The sequence below is a fragment of the Halorubrum sp. SP9 genome (genome assembly GCF_005435015.1).
Classification (GTDB): Archaea; Halobacteriota; Halobacteria; order Halobacteriales; family Haloferacaceae; genus Halorubrum; species Halorubrum sodomense.
Genome location: NZ_SGXU01000110.1, coordinates 1 through 1,288 on the forward strand (window position 1 = coordinate 1; position 1,288 = coordinate 1,288).

Consider the following 1,288-nt stretch of genomic DNA (forward strand, 5'->3'; position numbering starts at 1 on the left):
CGAGGACGTCGAGGAGTACGCTGCGGAGTTCGGAACGGAGTCGCCGCGGTTCGCCGCGAACGCGTTCGTCATCCAGCGGGAAACCGAGTCCGAGGCCAAGTCGGTCCTCGAAGGAATCATCGAGAACGCTACAGACGAGGCGATCGACGCGTTCAAATAACAGGTGAAGCAGGCCGGGCAGTCGTCGGCGGCGGGCGACGGCATGTGGTCGGACTCCGAGTTCGAGGATCTCGTCCAGTACAACGACGGCTTCAAGACGGGACTCATCGGAACTGATGAGCAGATCATCGAGCGCATCCGGAAGCTCGATGCGATCGGCGTCGACATTATTCTCACTGGATTCCTCGATTTCAAGCCGGAGCTCACGCGCTTCGGCGAGACGATCATACCGGCTATCGAGGCGGCGGACCCACTCGATCCGGATGCGGTCGACACGGACGACGAAATTGAGGACATCGCCGGCGCGAAGGTGGCAAAGTAATGACCGACCGGACGCTCCTTGGGATTGTCGGCAGCGTCGCTACTGACTCCCGGACGCGGACCGCGATCGAAGTCGCCCTCGATGCGGCAGCTCAAAGCCACGACGTCACGACCGAGATCCTCCATCTGGCCGACTACGACCTCGCAACCGCGGACGGGCGCGGTATCGAAAACCACGAGGGCGACACCGCCGAGGCGCTTGACCAGATCGTCGAGGCCGACGCGTACCTCGTCGGGACACCCGTCTACCGTGGGTCATACTCGGGAGCGCTGAAGAACCTCCTTGATATGATTCCACGCGGGGAATGGCAGGGCGATGTCGCGCCGTTCGAGAACGCGGCGGTGGGACTTGTGGCGACGGGCGCAACCGATCACCACTTCCTCGCGGTCGATCAGGAACTCCGCCCGGCGTTCGCGTTCTTCGGAGCCCACACTGTCGGCGGTGCGACGTACGCGACCGACACCGATTTCGAGGACGGCGAACTCGTCAACGAAGCTGTCCGCGAGCGCCTCGCCACGCTTGGCAACGCAACCGTCGAACTGGCAGCGGCAATCGAAGAATCGGCCGCGCTGCGGTCGCTCGGTCCAGCGATCTAGCTCGGTCATCCGTATTAGCAGTAAATCAGAAGGACGCTCGCTCAGCAACTGGGTCCGTGTACGGTCTGTCGGATTGCTAGTTGTCCGGATTCACAGAGGACCAAGGAGACAGCCCACGGCTGAAGTCGTAGTAGAAATCACCGCGCGCTATCCCGTCACCTTTATTGGATACAACGGGGCGACCGCTGCCTCGGCCGGATCGCGCTCGCCG

At 62.7% G+C, this 1,288-nt stretch carries 2 protein-coding genes; both read left to right on the forward strand.

Annotated features, from left to right (window positions below):
- Positions 1–163: 163 nt before the first annotated feature.
- Positions 164–481, forward strand: a complete 318-nt coding sequence (locus EXE45_RS16665) for a hypothetical protein (RefSeq protein ID WP_241989509.1) — start codon at positions 164–166, stop codon at positions 479–481.
- Positions 481–1,077: an NADPH-dependent FMN reductase gene (locus tag EXE45_RS16670; RefSeq protein WP_137694986.1), complete on the forward strand. Its 597-nt coding sequence runs from the start codon at positions 481–483 to the stop codon at positions 1,075–1,077. Before EXE45_RS16665 ends, EXE45_RS16670 begins: the two co-directional genes overlap by 1 nt.
- Positions 1,078–1,288: the final 211 nt, after the last annotated feature.

Excerpts from the sequence above, each read along its gene's own strand:
- EXE45_RS16670 (WP_137694986.1), top strand. The coding sequence starts at position 481 with ATGACCGACCGGACGCTCCTTGGGATTGTCGGCAGCGTCGCTACTGAC.